At 41.4% G+C, this 13,572-nt stretch carries 13 protein-coding genes and 1 riboswitch; of the genes, 5 read left to right on the top strand and 8 right to left on the bottom strand.

Features of this window, described 5'->3' with window-relative positions; translation table 11 throughout:
- The first annotated feature begins 1 nt into the window (after nucleotide 1).
- Nucleotides 2–433, top strand: coding sequence for a hypothetical protein (locus tag H580_RS0104380; protein WP_028593705.1), 432 nt, complete (start codon nucleotides 2–4; stop codon nucleotides 431–433).
- Between the two features lie 147 nt (nucleotides 434–580).
- On the opposite strand, the gene H580_RS0104375 is transcribed toward H580_RS0104380, so the two are convergent.
- The 3 genes from H580_RS0104375 to H580_RS0104365 form a co-directional block, all read right to left on the bottom strand.
- Nucleotides 581–1,333 (bottom strand): 3D domain-containing protein, encoded by a 753-nt coding sequence (locus tag H580_RS0104375; protein ID WP_028593704.1) that lies wholly within the window; start codon nucleotides 1,331–1,333, stop codon nucleotides 581–583.
- 389 nt (nucleotides 1,334–1,722) lie between these two features.
- Nucleotides 1,723–2,922, bottom strand: coding sequence for an MFS transporter (locus tag H580_RS0104370; RefSeq protein WP_028593703.1), 1,200 nt, complete (start codon nucleotides 2,920–2,922; stop codon nucleotides 1,723–1,725).
- Between the two features lie 84 nt (nucleotides 2,923–3,006).
- Nucleotides 3,007–3,258 (bottom strand): ATP-binding cassette domain-containing protein, encoded by a 252-nt coding sequence (locus H580_RS0104365; RefSeq protein ID WP_028593702.1) that lies wholly within the window; start codon nucleotides 3,256–3,258, stop codon nucleotides 3,007–3,009.
- A gap of 635 nt (nucleotides 3,259–3,893) precedes the next feature.
- Nucleotides 3,894–4,005: riboswitch (TPP riboswitch) on the top strand.
- A 79-nt stretch (nucleotides 4,006–4,084) separates the two neighbouring features.
- On the opposite strand from H580_RS0104365, the gene H580_RS0104355 reads away from it, so the two are divergent.
- The 3 genes from H580_RS0104355 to H580_RS0104345 are packed head-to-tail and all read left to right on the top strand — an operon-like array spanning nucleotide 4,085 to nucleotide 7,139.
- The gene (locus tag H580_RS0104355; RefSeq protein WP_036604540.1) at nucleotides 4,085–4,672 is read left to right on the top strand and encodes an ECF transporter S component; all 588 of its coding nucleotides are present in this window, start codon (nucleotides 4,085–4,087) and stop codon (nucleotides 4,670–4,672) included.
- Between the two features lie 46 nt (nucleotides 4,673–4,718).
- Nucleotides 4,719–6,338, top strand: a complete 1,620-nt coding sequence (locus tag H580_RS23330) for an ABC transporter ATP-binding protein (protein WP_084508924.1) — start codon at nucleotides 4,719–4,721, stop codon at nucleotides 6,336–6,338.
- On the top strand, nucleotides 6,339–7,139 hold the full coding sequence (locus H580_RS0104345) for an energy-coupling factor transporter transmembrane component T family protein (RefSeq protein WP_028593700.1): 801 nt from the start codon (nucleotides 6,339–6,341) through the stop codon (nucleotides 7,137–7,139).
- Between the two features lie 192 nt (nucleotides 7,140–7,331).
- Here H580_RS0104345 and H580_RS0104340 read toward each other — a convergent pair whose 3' ends face one another.
- The 3 genes from H580_RS0104340 to H580_RS0104330 form a co-directional block, all read right to left on the bottom strand.
- Complete coding sequence (locus H580_RS0104340; RefSeq protein ID WP_028593699.1) at nucleotides 7,332–8,057, bottom strand: amino acid ABC transporter ATP-binding protein; 726 nt, start codon at nucleotides 8,055–8,057, stop codon at nucleotides 7,332–7,334.
- Nucleotides 8,044–8,700 (bottom strand): amino acid ABC transporter permease, encoded by a 657-nt coding sequence (locus tag H580_RS0104335; protein WP_028593698.1) that lies wholly within the window; start codon nucleotides 8,698–8,700, stop codon nucleotides 8,044–8,046. The genes H580_RS0104340 and H580_RS0104335 overlap by 14 nt, the downstream gene beginning before the upstream one ends.
- A 75-nt stretch (nucleotides 8,701–8,775) precedes the next feature.
- Nucleotides 8,776–9,573, bottom strand: coding sequence for a transporter substrate-binding domain-containing protein (locus H580_RS0104330; protein WP_036604538.1), 798 nt, complete (start codon nucleotides 9,571–9,573; stop codon nucleotides 8,776–8,778).
- 187 nt (nucleotides 9,574–9,760) lie between these two features.
- Here H580_RS0104330 and H580_RS0104325 point away from each other — a divergent pair, with 187 nt between their 5' ends.
- On the top strand, nucleotides 9,761–10,927 hold the full coding sequence (locus tag H580_RS0104325) for a M20 family metallopeptidase (protein WP_028593696.1): 1,167 nt from the start codon (nucleotides 9,761–9,763) through the stop codon (nucleotides 10,925–10,927).
- Between the two features lie 122 nt (nucleotides 10,928–11,049).
- On the opposite strand, the gene H580_RS0104320 is transcribed toward H580_RS0104325, so the two are convergent.
- Both H580_RS0104320 and H580_RS23325 read right to left on the bottom strand, forming a co-directional pair.
- Nucleotides 11,050–12,888, bottom strand: coding sequence for a sensor histidine kinase (locus H580_RS0104320; protein ID WP_051217237.1), 1,839 nt, complete (start codon nucleotides 12,886–12,888; stop codon nucleotides 11,050–11,052).
- A 32-nt stretch (nucleotides 12,889–12,920) separates the two neighbouring features.
- Entirely contained in the window at nucleotides 12,921–13,463 is a 543-nt protein-coding gene (locus H580_RS23325; protein WP_028593694.1) for a response regulator, read from the bottom strand.
- Nucleotides 13,464–13,572: the final 109 nt, after the last annotated feature.

Raw genomic sequence — 13,572 nt, 5'->3', positions numbered from 1 at the left:
AATGGCAAAATTTCTTGATGGCCAAATATCACAAAATGCTAGCTATGCAGGTTCCATCTCGATTCCTGCAACAACGGCGCCTGCTTTATTTGGAACACTTGGATTAAATCTTACTGGCGCAGGACCGAATGTTCGTGTTAATTATGAAGCTACTGTGACCTTGGCTAATCTACTTGGTGTTCTTACAGTAGCAACAATAACGATCGTTCGTATTAGCGGCGGTATTCCAGTAGTCGTTTATACAGCAAATCAAACTCTTCCTGCACTTGTTCTAAGCGCGTATAATTTCACAATATCAGGCATTGATAATAACGTTCCTGTCCCTGCTGCTCCAGGATTTGTTTCCTATCAAGCCTTCATCAGTGTAGGCGGCTTGCTCATAGCTAGCCGTGTTGGTCCAGAAAGCTTTAGCGCGTTTGCTTCCTCTGACTAATGGCAAGTTACATCATTCTTCTAGGCGGATTGTATAATTCGCCTTCTTTCTGCTTATACTATGTAAATCAAAAGAAGCCGCGATATATACGGCTTCTTTCTCCCAAACAAACTATAGTCATTGACTTGCAACTTGACTTCTCTACGATTACTTCAACACATATACTTGCACGTCTTGTACACCAAATTTACGAGCTTCCTTTTGGCTTAGGGGCAAGAAAATATCAACTTTGTTCCCTTTAATCTTACCACCTGTATCTGTTGCTGTTGCAACTAGACCACCTTCTGGCAAATGCTTAAACTGGTAACCTGTTATAAATAGCTTCGTACCAAGTGGAATCACATCAGGATCTACTGCTACGGTACCTAGCTTAAGTGGATTACCAAGGGCGTCAATTGGGCCCCAGCCATTTTCACTCGGATGATCCGTATAAGATGTAGCTTTCATGTTATAAGTGCGTTTAAACGTCATAGGTTTACCGTTAACACTAATTACATTTTTCGGAGACTTGCTCACTTTATCGTCTGAGCTCGAGCTTTTGCGATCCGCCGTTGTAACCTTTACAGGTTGAGCTGGTTTACGGTTAGTCTCTTTGTCATCAGACTTAGCTGAATCTTGCTTTTCTTTTTGCTTTGGTACAGAAGCTTGCATAGGCTTGTCTGCATCTTTCAAACTTACTGCCATCACGGCCGGAATGCCTTGGTCCGTATTTCCCCATATCTCTTGTTCATTTATCATAGGGTTCGCGGCTTCTTCAGCTGGAATGCTCGCTGGAACGCTCTGAGCCTGCTCTTCTAATTCTGTTGCGGTAGTAGAATCCGCATATACAGGTAGTATTTGAATAATCAAGATAGCTACCAATAGTACTCCTGCAATTTGTAACGTCATTTTTTTATTCATAAATATCCTCCTTGAAGCATGCGTCCATTACAATTTCCATGGACTAACATCAACGCGGTGATCATAACATAGAATTCTAGCCTATGATCAGGTAGTTTCTGTAAAAATGCGCAAATTCACGTGTGCCAACGACTTCAATCACTTGATCTATTGTTTGGAAAATGACATTTCTGACTTTATTTTTACATATATATCCTTTATAGCAACACCCTTTTTCTATTACCCATCCTTGTAAAAGTGAAACAAAATCAAGCAATATGAAGCAACTATTAATAGGTCATTTCTCTATTAATAAGTCATTTAATCATAAAAAAAACAGGTTAATAAAACGTCATTTTTACGTTCCACTAACCTATTCCCTTACTTCAACAATTTATAACTATCTCTTATTACCCAACAAATCGTTTACTGATATACGTATAAATCCCACATAGTAGTACACATATACCTGTACCTATCAACAAGCTTTCTACCTGAACAATATCCGCAAGTGGTCCAAACAGAATCATCCCTAATGGAAGCGCACATGAACTAGCAATCTGTACGAAGCTAAATACACGGCCATGCATAGAAGGCTCGACTTTTTCCTGCAATAAGACCGTAATCGGTGTGTTAAAGCAAGGCATCGTTATTCCGATTAATACATTGCATATTAAATATACGAAAAATAGTGGTGCGACTCCTAGCCCGATCATCATCAATCCATAGAGAGCACATGCAACTGCCGTTGTATGCATTCGATTGCGAAATCCTCCCCATGTTGCAATCAACGCCCCGCCTATAACTGCACCTATACCGAACGTCATTTCACTTACCGTCAGTCTCCACATTTCAGCCCCAAAAGAGCGACTTACCATTAGAGGTGTTAAAAAGGCTGCTGGACTAGCTAATATCATGATAACGATCAATAGAATAAGCAGTTGTTTAATAAACACATGATGCTTCAAGTATACGAACCCTTCTACAATTCCTTGTAGATTCGATTTATTCTGGTTCTCCGTTTGCAAATACGCTGGGATTGATATCGTTAATAAAATGCTAATCCCGATGACAGCGGTGATCACATCAATCAACAATGTTGTTTCAAGCGTTGCCACAGATAAAATGGCTCCACTTGCTGCTGGAGACAGAACCATCATTAACGACGAAATCGTGCTGTGAATTCCGTTTACTTTCATTAAATGTTCTTTCGGAACAATCTGAGGAATTAACGCATTGATGGCCGGTGTTTGTATACCCGTCCCTGCTGAACGAATCAACAATACGATAAAGAGCTGCCACACACTTTTATAACCTGTGAAAAATAAAATAGCCAATAGTAATGTTGCAGCAGCAATCATGCCGTCAGATACGATAATCATTTTTTTACGGTTATAACGGTCCACCCAGACGCCTGCGAATAAAGATATGATGATCTGCGGAAGAAATCCGCAGACTGTCGCAATTGTCATCATGACCCCAGATGAGGTTGTAAGCGTGATATACCAAATAATCGCGTACTGTACTAAAGAAGAACCAAACAAGGTAATCGTTTGTGCAGTTAAAAATAATGAGATTTGAGACTTCCAGTTATAATTGGAGCTATGCATGTTATCATTTACACCTCTTATTTAATTTCATTTATCTATTTCGTTTGAATGATTAGCATTTACGAGTTCACTACTTGCCCTGTTCTATATTGAAAATACGATCTGCCCATTCCGCGTAGAAGCTTTCTTCGTGCGAAACAAATTAGATTGCCATTTGATACTCCCTTCATCCGGAATCATTTCAGCCAGCAGTATTCTGATTAACGTGCTTTTTCCCGCTCCATTTTGCCCAACAATCCCTACATGTTCGCCTTTGTATAATTCAAAAGAAGCATTTTCATATAACGATTTATCCCCGAAATGATGTGATACGTTTTCCACTTTCAGCAAGCTCATATCGACTCCTCTTTCCTAAATAAAATAAAAAAAGCAGAGAGCTGCGTCATTAGACGCTAACTCTCTGCTTCGTGATCAGATGTACCGAATGGGATACAACTGCTTCGAACCAATGAAGGTATTCACCTCATTGATATCGCCACAAACACAAAGAGCCATAGACAAAGCATTGTCCATGGCTCTTTAATCTAAGTAAACATCGGTAAATAGCCATAACTAAATAAGCATAGAAAACTACACTTTTTCAGCAAGACGATTCAACCGATGAATATAGGAAACTTCAAGCTTCCTGATTAAGCTCCGTACAACGCTTCATCGTATACGTTTGTGCGGAGCGAAGCTTCATCACGAGTTTAACATGTTTAATATAGAGCATTGTATACACCTTTCTTGTTTCATTAAAGCGAATTTTAGCATATGTTTCTAATTAGGGTCAAGTTACACTACACCCTTTTAGCGCGTTGATTGAATGTGCAAGCTATAACATGATTGCGTAGTTGCTCAATCAGAGTAAAGAAATTTATTTTTGTTTACATAATAATTTTTATGACTACTTATTGAACTGCAACTCAACTATAAAACGAAAAACTATTGCCAACATAGCCCAATATAGGTTAAGTTATAGTCAATTGCATAAGAACCAATCCGGGAGCTTGAGTGAGTCAGGCTGAGATTGTAGCCGTAACTGCTACTGACCGTATATCTGAACTGGATAATGCCAGCGTAGAGAATTGACATCGAGAACTTTGTGTATTCAACCGTCTATACGTCTGCGTATTCAGGCGGTTTTTTTGTGCAAATTTATAGAAAAAGAGGGGTAACCATCATGCAGCAAACATCTAAAGGATTAAAGTTCTCTGACGTGCTCATTACTGTCGTCATTGCACTCGTATTCGGAGTCCTTTTCAAAGTATGGGATACGGTCTACAGCGCCTCTAAGCTGCTCTTTCCTCAATCCGGTCAATTGACGTATGGATTATGGTTTATGGCAGGCCCATTCGCCTACTTGCTACTTCGCAAGCCTGGTGTAGCATTCATCGCAAGTTCAGCAGCCGCTATCATCTCGATGCTGCTTGGCTCCACATGGGCATTTGAAACGGTCGTTTATGGTGTTGTGCAAGGTTTAGCAGCAGAACTCGTATTTCTACTTGTTCGTTATCGCAAACACAGTCTTGTTGTAGCAGGTGTCGCAGGTATGATGTCTGCGGTCGGTTCCTTCTGTGTTGACCTGTACTTCGGTTATGCTGACTATGAAACTTGGGTGCTTGTATTAAAATATGGTTTACGATTCCTTAGTGCCTTTGTATTCTGTGGAGTATTCGCTTACTTCCTTGTTCGCGCACTTGAAGCAACAGGGGTAACCAAGTCTATTCGTCCACTCTCGCAATCTGACTATGCGGCACTTGATAAATAAACATTGCAGCGTAGAATAGTGCAGTAATTTGATTGAGGTGTAATTCATGAACGTATTACAACATAGTTCAGACCTATGTATCACCAATCTAAGATTAAAATTTGCAGGAGAGTCGTCCTTTATATTTAAGGACCTCTCCTTCGTTGTTCCTCAAGGACAGAAAATACTACTATTAGGGCCGAGCGGCTGCGGCAAATCTACGCTGCTGCAAGTATTGAGCGGGATTATACCCACTTCTATTGAGGTCCCTATGAAAGCTGACTCCATTCAGAAGCCTGACAGCTGGGGATTCGTTTTCCAAGATCCCGACACTCAATTTTGTATGCCCATGGTAGACGAAGAATTGGCGTTCGTGCTAGAGAATCTATCTGTTCCCCGTGAGCAGATGAAAGCGCGCATGATCAGCGTATTAGAGATGGTTGGTTTGCACCTCGACCTTAACGAGCTGCATGTTCCGATCCAAAGCTTCTCTCAAGGTATGAAACAGCGCTTGGCACTTGCGACGGTACTGCTGCTCAATCCTGAGGTGTTATTTCTCGATGAGCCTTCTGCCCTGCTCGATCCGGATGGCACCATGCAAATATGGGAGGCAATCAAATACGTCGCTAGTGAGAAGACCGTCATTATCGTTGAACATAAAATAGAGCACGTCATCTCCTATGTAGACCGGGTTGTTCTGTTCAATGATAAAGGTGAAATCATTGCCGATGATACTCCAGATTTCGTGTTCTCAAATAATAAAGATGAGTTACAACAATTCGGAATCTGGTATCCTGATGTGTGGCAAGACTATACACAATCAAATACATACCAGACAATTATGCATGAGAAGAATGAGAAACATTTGTACAACCAATCACCTTCTATTCCAACATTATCACGAAAGCAACCGCCATTGTTATGGCTGCATCAATTTGCAGGCTATCGTGAAAAACAGCGCAGGATTTATGTACGAGAAGCTGCCGTACATACAGGGGAATGGATCGCGATTACCGGAGAAAACGGGGCTGGAAAAAGTACCTTTCTCCTTTCCCTTATGCAGCTTCTCCAGACGGATGGGACATACGTTATTGAAGGGCACTCTATTGTGCAAGCGCAAAGCCACCGTAGGAAACATACGCCGCCAAGTCAGTTGGCATTCGTATTCCAAAATCCTGAAATGCAATTTGTAACGGATTCCGTCTATGACGAAATTGCATTTGCGCTTCAATTAGAGAAGCGTCCTCAAGTCGAAATTGACCGGATTGTCAAAGGACTGCTGTCATCGTTTCATTTGCATGTTAGCGAAGACCGACATCCGTATCAGTTATCTATGGGTCAGAAGCGCCGTCTGAGCGTAGCGTCAGCTATCGTTCAGAATCAGCCTGTTTTACTGCTGGATGAACCTACATTCGGATTAGATGCAAAAAGCACATTTGCTATACTGGAAAGACTAGAACAACTTCGGGTTAGCGGAGTATCTATATTAATGATTACTCATGATCCGCATATCGTTGAATATTTTTGCGACCATGTATGGGAGATTCGTGAGGGAGAACTATCGAGTATATCTAAAGTAAAGAGCTCGACCGCAGCGACCACATCTTTGTATGATGCTAATAAGGATGTCGATATGGCCGAGAGCCATATCATTCACAGCGAAGCCGCAACCGAGAGGAGCAAATAGATGGAACTGTTCACTCCTCAAAAAGAAACGTGGTTCTATCACGTCAATCCTGCATTCAAATTCTTTATTATATTTGCAGCGCTCTTGATCACCTTGTTCAATCGGAATTTCGCATTTGCACTTCACTTGCTGCTCATCTACATCCTGTTGCTGGTACTATGGAGCGGATACTCGTCGCGAAAATTATTGCTGTTGTTAGCACCTTTCGTTCTTATATTTATTTCTACCGCATCAACGATGATTCTGTTTGGCAAAGGCGATGTGATCTGGTGGACATGGGGCATTATTAAAATTTCAGAAGAAAGCTTTTTTCGTGGACTTCTACTATCGATGAAAACGGTTAGTTTCGGCGTTATGGGTTTATTGTTTGTATTAACAACAAAGCCGCTATTATTTTTCTACGCCCTCATGCAGCAGTTTCATTTACCGCCAAAGTACGGATATAGCTTTATCGCTGCCATTCGTTTACTGCCAACAGTATGGGAAGAATTCCATACTCGGACCAATGCTTTAAAAATACGCGGTGTTCGATATAAAGCAGGCATGAAAGGCATATACGAACGTATACGTCTTTATGCCGTACCGCTGCTTGCTCAAAGCATTCGTCGTGCGCAGCGTATTGCCGTTGCCATGGAAGCAAAGCAGTTTCACATCGGTTCTTCACGTACCTATTATTATGCGACGTCCTATTCACGCTTAGATGCTGTATTGTTGCTCCTTATGCCCGGACTATTGTTATTCGCATATATAAGCGCACAGTATATCCCGATATTTGAATGGCAACCACCGATACAGCAGTAATTTTCTGATAAAATGAACCAATAGACTTATACATCATATGTATTTTGTTCATTACAGATAAGCAGCATCGCTTGAATCACATTATATAAAGGCCGTCCAATAGTAGCATGGACTTTCCCTCGTAAGGGACTGTTCATACTCCAGAAGGACGGCCTGTTTTGTACGATAATTATTGCACATACACGGTTCAACCTAATTAATTACTTTTCTTAAAAACTCTTGCGTACGTGGATGCTTAGGAGCTTGGAACACTTCCTCAGGTGTCCCCTCTTCTACAATGTTGCCGCCATCCATAAATAAGATGCGATCTCCTACTTCTTTGGCAAAGCCCATTTCATGTGTAACGATAACCATCGTCATACCTTCTTGAGCCAATGACTTCATCACTTCAAGCACTTCTCCAACCATTTCAGGATCAAGTGCAGAAGTTGGTTCGTCGAACAACATCACATGCGGCTTCATAGCTAAGGCACGCGCGATCGCAATCCGTTGTTTCTGTCCACCTGACAGTTTGCTCGGATGCACATGGGCTTTATCCGACAATCCTACTTTGTGAAGCAAATCCATTGCAATTTGTTCGGCTTCACTTTTTGACTGCCCTTTCACCTTAATTGGCGCCAGTGTAATATTATCTAGCACAGTCATATGAGGGAATAGGTTGAATGACTGAAACACCATCCCCATTTTCTCACGTGTATTATTCACATCATGGGCTTTCTCATTGATACATTGACCTTCGAAATAAATCTTGCCGTCGCTTGGCTCTTCGATCAAATTCATACAGCGAAGCAATGTGCTTTTACCAGATCCGCTTGGTCCGATCACAACCACAACTTCACCTTGCTTAATTTCAGCATTAACACCTTGCAAAATATGCAGCTTTCCGAAGCGCTTATGCAACTGTTCAATTTTTATCATTTGTGTTCAACTTCCTTTCCAACCTGCCAATTAACTTGGACATAGAGAATGTCATGATGAAGTAAACAATTGCTGCCCCTACTAAGGATGGGAATGGTTGATATGTTTTCGTCCGAATGAGATCCGCATTGTACATTAAGTCTGCAAGACCGATAACCATAACGATGGACGTTTCTTTAATAATAACGATAAATTCATTACCGATAGCTGGCAATACCGAGCGCAATGCTTGCGGAATCACAATATAACGCATCGTTTGTTTCTGCGTCATGCCAAGTGAACGCGCCGCTTCAACCTGCCCTTTATCTACACCTTGAATTCCAGCACGGAAGATTTCGGCCAAGTAAGCAGCACTATTTAATCCAACTGCAATTACACCTGCCGTAAATTTATCTACTTGAATGGGAAGTGCGAAATAAATAATAAGCAATTGAACGAGTAGTGGCGTTCCTCTGAATACCTCAATATAAGCAGTTGCAAGCCATCTTAATGGCTTAACCTCTGATAAACGCATAAATACAAGACCGAAGCCTAGAATTACACCAAATAGAATTGAACATAGCGTAAGTAATAAGGTGACTCCCGCACCTTGTAAATACATCTCTTTATATTCCCACAGCGTTTCAAAAACAGCCATAACCATCTGACGCCCCTTTCTCTATCTGCATAACAAAGGACGGCCTATCAGCCGCCCTCTTTATACCAACATTCAACTCGTTTATTGGGACTCGGACAATGCGTTCGCTTCCGTAATAAACTGATCCAGCTTGCCTTCGTCTTTTAAGCGCTTGATCGTCTTGTTGATGGCATCTTTCAGCTTATCACTGCCTTTCGGAATCGCCACCGAGTAGCCGTCTCCGATTGGTTTAAGGGCAATAGAACTAACTGTAACCTTGTTATTATTACTTGCATAAGCAGCAGCAACCGGCTTCTCTACAAGCACAGCGTCTACACGATTGGTTTCCAATGATAGAACAAGGTCATTTACTTTTGGTAAACGGTCAGCTTGGGCATCAGGAATCTGCTTCAATACCTCTTCAAACGTACTTCCACTTTGAACGCCGACTTTTTTACCTTTCAAGTCTTCAATCGCTTTATATTTGTCAGCATCCTCCGCACGTACGAGTACACCAACTTCAGCTTGATAGATAATATCTGAGAATAACATCGCCTTCTCACGTTCAGGAGAACGATCAATACCCGCAAGTGCCATATCAGCGTTTCCTTTATTAATTGACTCTAGCACGACGTCAAATTTCATATCTTGAATCTCTAGCTCTACTCCCAAATCCTTCGCGATTTCTTGCGCTACCATAATATCGTAACCAACAATTTGGTCTTTACCATCGATATCTTTATGGAACTCAAATGGCGGGTAATCCGCACTTGTTGCCATTACAATCTTCTTATTTTCTAGAACCGTATCGTATTTATCTTTGTTAGAGCCACAGCCTGCTAGCACTGTCATAACGAGCATACATACCATTAATAGAAGCAATAGTTTTCTCTGTTTCATCTGTAATCCCCACTTTTGTCTGTAGTTGTGATGTCTATGTCTGTTATTATACATACTTATGCATACTTATACAATAGCTTTTTTTAAAAATCTCCTTTTATATTAGATTCGAATAACATTCTCAATATTCGTTATTTATAATACAATGGTTAATATATTAATATTTATATTAGCGAGGGAGCTGCTTATGAACACAAAAACACGAATTGCAGAAGCAATTGAACAGAATCAAGCTGAATTTATTGAAATATCAGGCTTTATCGCGGCTAACCCTGAGCTAGGGCATGAGGAATTTTTAGCATCAGAAAGACTTATTCAATGCTTGCACAACCATGGTTTTACAATTCAATCACCTGTATTAGAGCTTCCAACTGCTTTCATCGCGACATATAACACAGGTAAACCTGGACCGATTGTTGCATTTTTATGTGAATATGATGCATTACCACAATTAGGACATGCATGCGGACATCACTTAATATGCATGATGAGCATCGGTGCAGCAGTTGGCCTCAAAGCTGTTATGGATGAAATCGGTGGAATTATTCGCGTATACGGCACACCTGCTGAAGAGACTGCCGGTGCCAAGGTGCCTATGACAAGAGCAGGTCTATTTGATGATTGCGACATTGCGATGATGGTACATCCTTTCTATCAGTACGAGCAATCTGGTACTTCACTTGCTATGGATGCCATTAAAGTCGAATACTTTGGCGAGGCGGCACATGCAGCAGCTTCACCTTATAAAGGTATTAATGCAGTGGATGCAGTCATTCAATTGTTCAATGGTGTAAATGCGATGCGTCAGCAAGTCCGCAGTGACGCGAGAATACATGGTATCATAACTAACGGTGGACAAGCACCTAACATCATCCCAGATTACGCAGCAGCTGAATTCTATGTTCGCTCAGCTGATCGTCCTTATACAGATGAACTAAAACGCCGTTTCCAAGCTATTGCTGAAGGAGCTGCACTGCAGACAGGGTGCACAGTAAAAGTTCATGAAGATCCTTGCGCTTATGACGAACTTCGCACGAATGAAGTGCTGTCACAGTTGTTTAACAACAACCTGATCCAAGCAGGTATTCAATTAGACGAAATTAAAATCGGAAAAGACCATGGTTCACTGGACCTTGGCAACGTATCCACACGAGTACCTACGATTCACCCGTATGTACCGATTACACATGAGCCTTATGATTTGCATACGATCCCATTCCGTGATGCAGCGCAGCAGCCTTATGCCTATGAACAAATGATCTTCGCTTCCAAAATGATGGCCTATACTGCCTATGACGCTGTATCAGATGCTCAACAACTAGCACAAATTAAAGCGAGCTTTACAATGAAATAGATGCATAAAAAAGGAGCTTCCCACATCCGTCTAATGATTAGTGTGGATAAGCTCCTTTTTATATCGAATGATTACTTTTTTTACTATTTTATTACATACTTATTACGATTCAACGCTTCGTCTTATTCCGAATGAATCGTCATCTCAATTGGGAAGGTAATCGATACTATGGTACATCCAGGTTGCGAATGAAAATTCATCGTGCCTCCATGTCTCTGTACGATGCTATAACAGATGGCAAGCCCTAGTCCTGTCCCTGTTTCTTTTGTAGTAATGAATGGTGTACCCGCTTGTTGCAATACAGATGGGTCAAAACCAGTCCCTTCGTCCTCCACTTCCAAAATAACGTTACTACCCTCATACTTTGTACGAATACGCAGTACCTTGTTAGCCTCCATCGCTTCTAGTCCATTGCGTATAATATTGTGCAGCAGCTGCCTTATTTCCTTCTCGTCCAACATAATATAAGGAAGTGCTTTCAAGTCAAGCTCAATATGCTGACAATTAACAGTCGCGGTAGCTTGGACTAGAGGATAAATATGCTCAATAATATCATTTATCGACTTCGGCTGAAATTCTACAATTTTATGCTGGGCCAAGGTCAAATATTCGGTAATGATTGTATTTGCTCTTATAATTTCATCCATCATCGTATCAAAATATACATGCTCATGCTCATGTTCTGGTTTATTGCGCAGCAATTGCAGAAACCCTCTTACTGTCGTTAACGGATTCCGTATTTCATGACTAATGGCCGCTGCCATCTCTCCTACAATTTTAAGGGCACTCATCCGCTTAATCTCTTGTTCGAGCGCAGCCTGCTGTCGCATCGTAACCAGCATATCGTTCATGTTCTGTGTCAATTCTCCCCATTCATTATCCCCGCGAACACTAATCTTTCCACTTAAATCCCCAGCAGCTATCCGCTGCGACGCCTCCACTAAAGTTCGAAGGGGACGTGTTACGAAACGCCTCATCCACCAATGAACAAATGCATATATACTAACTAACAAAGTGATCCAAACGAAAAAAATAATAAAAAACACTTTCATCAGTGTCTGGTCTATTACTTGGGTTGGTAGAAGAATCACCGCTTGCCAATCAGCCTCTTTAATAGGAGTTGAAATCATATATTGCTGTATGCCCTTATTATCTGTAATTTCTATTTGAGAGGTCATTTGCTGTTCATTGATTGGTGCGAGAAATTCATATTCAGATTGTGCTTGTGTGTCATCCCACATGAAGTCCGAGGCGTCCTTATCAAGCAACAATTGTCCTGTTTTGTTCAACAGGACTACCTTACTTTTTGGATGGATACTGAGATGACTGGAAATTTGGCTGAGGTCTTGGAATCGCAGATCAACGCCTGCAACCCCTATGAGTTGATCGTCGTAATCATAAACAGGTGTACTAATCGAAATAATGGGAATATGGGTAAAATGATCAAGGTAGGGTGACGTGATGTATGTACTGCCTTTTTTGACAGGACCATGATAATAGTCATATCGAGGGTCGTCGCGTAGCTTAGCTGATGACTCATCTAACCATTTTGGAATTGTTATGCCTTGCAGTTTACCTTCTGAGTTGTAACCATACCACGACGTATATTTTCCTTGCTTCTCATAATTGGATTGATAGGAATACCAGTAACCTGCAACATAGGGGTTCGTTTGACTAGCAAACTTCTCTATTATTTTGTTACGCTCTTCCTTTGAGTCTTTACTTACATAACTATGTTGAATCAAACGGGCATACGTTTCTAAAAGCACTTTCTGCTGACGGATGATCGCATCGACTTCTGAAGCTGCAATCATCGCTTTTTCCTTATAGTCTTGATGAACATAGCTTTGGATCGTTGCACGTATCGCCTCTGAGGACAATATGAAGATGAAAGTAATCGCTATTGTAACCGTCAGAACGAGCCGTACGACCATTTGATCATGTATCGTCCGTCGTCTCATAACTATCCCCCGACATACTATTATTCACTCTCTCATAGGTGATATTCTACAGGTGATATTCTAGATGTAACAAACTTGCTAACTTCCTCTAGGTCAAATGGCTTCGTGAAGTAAGCAATAGCTCCGGCTCCCTTCGCTCTGCGTACGAGTTCCTTTTCACGGTAGGCTGAAATGATGATGACCTCTGTCTTAGGTCGCAAAGCACGTAGCTGGTGCAACCAGTCTATTACATTCATATCAGGTATACGGACATCCATAATAACAATAGAGCACCGATGAAGCTTAATGATGTCCATTGCACGGCATCCCGTACTCGCTTCATGCACCTCAACACTTTCCGATTGAAGCGCTTCCCTTAATAGCAATCGAATAGCAGGCTGATCATCAATAATCAATATGGAGGCAGGCTTATCCGGCATAGGCTCTTCCTCCGATTCCATGAGCATGGACGGCACTGCTTGTTCACGCAACACTTCGAGCTCTTGGCTCTGAAGTCGCTTACGATAACCTTTACATATTGCATATACAAGGAAAGGAACAGCCGCCATAGTTGTAGCGAACCATAAAGTCTGCATTGCTTGTTTCTCCTTCCCGATTATGTGGGTCAACATACTTATCTTTCGTCTTCATCTTCGACAATGATCGACGAACTCCCCATGAGCTTCCAACATAAACCGACACCTC

It is taken from the genome of Paenibacillus assamensis DSM 18201, from assembly GCF_000422445.1.
Taxonomy (GTDB): domain Bacteria; phylum Bacillota; class Bacilli; order Paenibacillales; family Paenibacillaceae; genus Paenibacillus_B; species Paenibacillus_B assamensis.
The sequence above is the reverse complement of the archived record's forward strand: the minus strand, read 5'-3'. Positions and strand labels throughout refer to the sequence as shown.

Bases quoted from the DNA above. Each gene is read 5' to 3' on its own strand.
- H580_RS0104355 (WP_036604540.1), top strand. From the start codon at position 4,085: ATGCAGCAAACATCTAAAGGATTAAAGTTCTCTGACGTGCTCATTACT.
- H580_RS23325 (WP_028593694.1), bottom strand. From the start codon at position 13,463: ATGCAGACTTTATGGTTCGCTACAACTATGGCGGCTGTTCCTTTCCTT.
- H580_RS0104330 (WP_036604538.1), bottom strand. From the start codon at position 9,573: ATGAAACAGAGAAAACTATTGCTTCTATTAATGGTATGTATGCTCGTT.
- H580_RS0104325 (WP_028593696.1), top strand. From the start codon at position 9,761: ATGAACACAAAAACACGAATTGCAGAAGCAATTGAACAGAATCAAGCT.
- H580_RS0104380 (WP_028593705.1), top strand. From the start codon at position 2: ATGGCAAAATTTCTTGATGGCCAAATATCACAAAATGCTAGCTATGCA.
- H580_RS0104375 (WP_028593704.1), bottom strand. From the start codon at position 1,333: ATGAATAAAAAAATGACGTTACAAATTGCAGGAGTACTATTGGTAGCT.
- H580_RS0104340 (WP_028593699.1), bottom strand. From the start codon at position 8,057: ATGATAAAAATTGAACAGTTGCATAAGCGCTTCGGAAAGCTGCATATT.
- H580_RS0104365 (WP_028593702.1), bottom strand. From the start codon at position 3,258: ATGAGCTTGCTGAAAGTGGAAAACGTATCACATCATTTCGGGGATAAA.
- H580_RS0104320 (WP_051217237.1), bottom strand. From the start codon at position 12,888: ATGAGACGACGGACGATACATGATCAAATGGTCGTACGGCTCGTTCTG.
- H580_RS23330 (WP_084508924.1), top strand. From the start codon at position 4,719: ATGAACGTATTACAACATAGTTCAGACCTATGTATCACCAATCTAAGA.
- H580_RS0104370 (WP_028593703.1), bottom strand. From the start codon at position 2,922: ATGCATAGCTCCAATTATAACTGGAAGTCTCAAATCTCATTATTTTTA.
- H580_RS0104335 (WP_028593698.1), bottom strand. From the start codon at position 8,700: ATGGTTATGGCTGTTTTTGAAACGCTGTGGGAATATAAAGAGATGTAT.
- H580_RS0104345 (WP_028593700.1), top strand. From the start codon at position 6,339: ATGGAACTGTTCACTCCTCAAAAAGAAACGTGGTTCTATCACGTCAAT.